Below are 4,758 nucleotides of genomic sequence, written 5' to 3' on the forward strand. Positions count from 1 at the left end.
TCCAACGCCGCAGCACACTCCCCCATCCGCTCCGCGAAAACCGGCACCTCCCCCAACAACTCCACCGCCATACCCACCCACTGCGACCCCTGACCCGGAAACACGAACACCGGACGAGCCACCGCACCATCCACCCGCACCCCACCAACACCAACACCGGCACCGGCACCGGCTTCACGAGCCAAAGCCCGCACCCCACCCAGCAACTCCTCCCGCGAACCCCCCGCCACCACCGCACGACACCCATGCACCGCACGACCCGACGCGAGGGAGGCACCGATGTGTGTGGCGGAGGTGCCCGGACGTGCCTCGACGAAGGCCGCCAGCCGGCCGGCCTGGGCCCGCAGGGCCTTCCGGTCACGGCCGGAGATCACCCACGGCACGACCGGGAGTTCACCGCGCCGCTCCGTCTCCGGCCCTGTCCCTGCGGGTGCCTCTTCGAGGATCACGTGGGCGTTGGTGCCGCTGATCCCGAACGAGGACACACCCGCCCGCCGCACCCGACCCCCCGCACCGGACCACTCACGCGCCTCCGCCAGCAACCGCACCCCACCCGAGGCCCAGTCGACATACGGCGACGGCTCCCCCGCATGCAACGAAGCAGGCAGCACACCACGCCGCAACGCCTCGACCATCTTGATGACACCGGCCACACCCGCAGCAGCCTGCGCATGCCCGACATTCGACTTCACCGACCCCAACCACAACGGCCGCTCCCGATCACGCCCCCGCCCGTACGTGGCCAGCAACGCCTCCGCCTCGATCGGATCACCGATGACGGTGCCGGTGCCGTGGGCCTCCACCGCGTCCACGTCCGAGGTCCGGAGTCCGGCGTCGGCCAACGCCGCCCGGATCACCCGCTGTTGTGCAGGGCCGTTCGGGGCGGTCAGGCCGTTGCTGGCACCGTCCTGGTTGATGGCGCTGCCCCGCACCACCGCGAGCACCCGGTGCCCACGACGACGCGCGTCAGACAACCGCTCCAGGACGAGTACGCCGACTCCCTCGGCCATCCCGATGCCGTCGGCGTCCGCCGAGAAGGGCTTGCACCGGCCGTCGGACGACAGCCCCCGCTGGCGTGCGAACTGAACGAAGGGGCTGGGGGTGGCCATGACGGTCACACCTCCGGCCAGGGCCAGATCGCACTCGCCCGAGCGCAACGCCCTGCCCGCGAGATGGACCGCCACCAACGACGACGAGCACGCCGTGTCGACCGTCACCGCCGGACCCTCGAAACCGAACGTGTAGGCCACCCGACCCGACAGGACACTGCCGGCGCTGCCGGTCATGAGCAGACCCTCGACATGTCCCGGCGTGCGCTCCGGCGACGGCGCGTAGTCGTGGTACACCTGTCCCGCGAAGACGCCTGTTCGGCTGCCACGCAGGCCGTTCGCGTCGAATCCGGCCTGTTCCAGGGCTTCCCAGGAGGTCTCCAGGAGCAACCGCTGCTGCGGGTCCGTCGCCAACGCCTCACGCGGCGACACACCGAAGAAGCCGGCGTCGAAATCGCCCGCGTCGTACAGGAATCCGCCTTCACGCGTGTACGACGTGCCGGTGTGGTCCGGGTCGGGGTGGTAGAGCGCGTCGAGGTCCCAGCCGCGGTCCGCCGGGAAGTGGCCGATGCCGTCAGCGCCGGAGGCCATCAGCTCCCAGAGTTCTTCGGGACCGGTGACGCCTCCGGGGTAGCGGCAGGCCATGCCGACGATCGCGAGGGGCTCGTCGGTGGGCTCACTCGGGGCCACCGGTTCCTCCCGCCGTTCGGTGTGGTCACGTTGGTCGACCAGGTGGGCGGCCAGTGCGATGGGAGTGGGGTGGTCGAAGACCAGACCGGCGGCAAGGCGCAGCCCCGTCGCGTTGTTCAGGCGGTTGCGCAGTTCGAGTGCGCTGAGCGAATCGAATCCGAGGTCGCGGAAGGCGCGCGCGACGGGGACCTTGTCGGCGGAGGCGTGGCCGAGGACGGCGGAGGCCAGGTCGCGTACGAGATCGAGCGCCAGGTCGGTCCGCTCGTCCGGTGCCAGGGCCGCCAGACGCTCGGCGAAGCTGCCCTCGGGCCCTTTGGGCCGTGCCGGGCGGACGAGTCCGCGCAGCAGGGCCGGGATCGCTTCGCCCGCCTCTTCGCGCACCCCGCGCAGGTCCAGCCGAGTGGGGACGACGAGCGGCCCGGGTTCGGCGACCGCGCGGTCGAAGAGTGCGAGGGCCTCGTCCTCGGGCAGGGCTGCCACGCCGAGCCTGGCCAGCCTCGCGCGGTCGACGGTGTCGAGGCCGGAGGCCATGCCGCCGCTGAGGTCGTCCTGTTCCCAAAGGCCCCAGATCTGGCTCTGTCCGGGCAGGCCGAGGTCGGCGCGGTGCGCCGCGAGTGCGTCGAGGAAGGCGTTGGCGGCGGCGTAGTTGGCCTGTCCCGCACCGCCGAGGAGGCCGGAGACCGAGGACATGAGGACGAACGCGGTCAGGGGCTCGTCCCGGGTGAGTTCGTGCAGGTTCCAGGCGGCGTCCGCCTTGGGGCGGAGCACCGTGGTGAGCTGGCCGGGCGTCAGGGAGGTGACCACGGCGTCGTCGAGGACGCCTGCCGCGTGCACGACCGCGGTGAGGCTGTGGTCGGCTCGGATCCCCTCGAGCGCGGTCCGCAGGGCGTCGCGGTCCGCGGGGTCGCAGCCGAGGGTGGTCACCTCGCATCCGGCGCCGTGGAGTTCGTCGGTGAGGTCGCCGGTCGCCTCCGCCCCGCCTCGGCTGACGAGGACGAGGCGCCGTACGCCGTGCTCACGGACCAGGCGCCGGGCGATGAGTCGGCCGACGTGTCCGGTGGCGCCGGTGAGCAGGACCGTACTGTCGGGCCCGAAGGGGACGGTGGTGTCCTCGGTTTGACTCGTGACGCGGGTGAGACGGGGGGCGTGGGCCCGCCCGTCGCGCAGGGCGACCTGGGGTTCGTCGCCGGCGGCGACGGCGGGCAGGAGGCGCAGCGAGGCGGGGTCCCGGTCGGTGTCGGCCAGGAGGAATCGTCGGGGGGTCTCGGTGTGCGCGGTGCGCAGGAAGCCCCAGACGGTGGCGGCGGCGATGTCGGCCACGGGGGCGGGGCCGACTGCTCCCTCGGTGACGGCGAGGAGGCGGGTGCCTGCCAGGCGTTCGTCGAGGAGGAGGAGACGGGCGGTTTCCAGAGCCGTGGCCGTGTGGCCGTGCGCCGCGGTCAACGCGTCGCCGTTCGGGTCGCGGACGACCCACACGAGGACGTCGGGCGCGGTGGCTCCGGCGTCGAGGGCGACCCGCAGGCCGTCGAGGTCGCGGTAGGTGTCCGGGGCGGAGCCGAGGTGCCGCAGGGCGTCGTGGACCGGTGCCGCGTCGTCGGCCAGTACGGCCCAGTGGCCGACGGGGTGGGCCCCGGCCGGCAGGGGCAGCGGTTCCCACTCGACGCCGAACAGGGAGCGGGCCCTCGTGCCGTGCGACGCGGTGAGCCGCGTGGTGTCTGCGGGCCGCAGGGCGAGGGAGGCGATGCTCGCCACCGGCTGCCCCGACGGTCCGGCGAGTTCGAGCGTGACGGCGGAGGTGCCGGAGGGGGTGATGCGGGCACGCAGCGCGCGGGCTCCGGGGGTGTGTACGGCGACCTCGGTGAAGGCGTACGGCAGGCGCAGTCCGTCCTCGGGGCGGCCGGTGGCGACCACGGCGTGCAGGACGGCGTCGAGGAGCGCCGGGTGGAGGGCGAATGCCGTGTCTTCCGGGGAGTCGGACCGGTCTCCCTCCGGCAGACGCGTTTCCGCGTAGGCGGTGCCGTCGGGGGCCTTCCAGAGGCGGGCGAGGCGCTGGAAGGCGGGACCGTAGGTGTATCCGACATCGGCCAGTTCGTCGTAGAAGCCGGTGAGATCGGTCTCTGTGGTGCCGGGAGGCGGCCAGGCTGCTGCCCAGTCGGGCGCGGTGGGGACCGCTTCGGGGGCGCCCCGGAGGGTCGCCGTCGCGTGATGTGTCCAGGGCGCTCCGAATTCCGGGGCCTCCTGGCGGGCGTCGGCTCCGGCACGGCTGTGCACGGTCGCGGTGGCGCGGTCGGGGCCGTCGGCCGTGACGGTCACCTGAAGGTCCGTGGCGTCGCCCTCGGAGGGCAGCGGCAGCGGGGCGTGCAGGGTGAGTTCGTCGATGTGGGGGGTACCGTTCCGGGCGCCGGCGTGGGCCGCCAGTTCGAGCAGGGCGGTGCCCGACAGGAGGGGGAGGGTGCCGACGGCGTGGTCGTAGAGCCAGCGGTGGCTCTGGGCGGTGAGCCGTCCGGTCAGGACCAGGCTCTCGTGGGCGGCGGTGCGCACGGCAGCGCCGAGCAGGGGGTGGCGTGCCGGGACGAGCCCCGCGGACGCGACGTCAGGGGCACCGGTGCCGGTGTCGGGAGCGAGCCAGAAGCGCTCGCGCTGGAAGGCGTACGAGGGCAACGTGACCCGGCGGGCACCGGTGCCGGCGTAGATCCGGGACCAGTCCACGGGGACGCCGTGGGTGAAGACGGCGCTCAGTGAGGTCAGCAGGCGCCGCAGGCCGCCGTCCCCGAGGAGCAGCGAGCCGGTCACGACCGCGTCCCGGTCGGCCTCCTCCAGCGTGTGCGCCACGTTGCCCGCCAGGACCGGGTGGGGGCTGCATTCCACGAAGGCGTCGAAGCCGTCGGCGGCCAACTCCCTTATCGCTTCTTCGAATCGGACCCGGTGGCGGAGGTTGCGTACCCAGTACGCGGCGTCCGGTACCTCGTCACCGAGCCAGTCACCCGTGACCGTCGAGAAGAACGGCACCCGCGCACGA

1 protein-coding gene is annotated in these 4,758 nt (G+C 73.1%); it reads right to left on the minus strand.

What is annotated here, in order from left to right:
* A partial coding sequence (locus AB0I83_RS31220) for a type I polyketide synthase (protein ID WP_363307029.1) occupies positions 1-4,758 on the minus strand: 4,758 nt, incomplete at both ends.

Origin of the sequence: Streptomyces sp. NPDC049970, assembly GCF_040660235.1 — a bacterium.
Classification (GTDB): Bacteria; Actinomycetota; Actinomycetes; order Streptomycetales; family Streptomycetaceae; genus Streptomyces.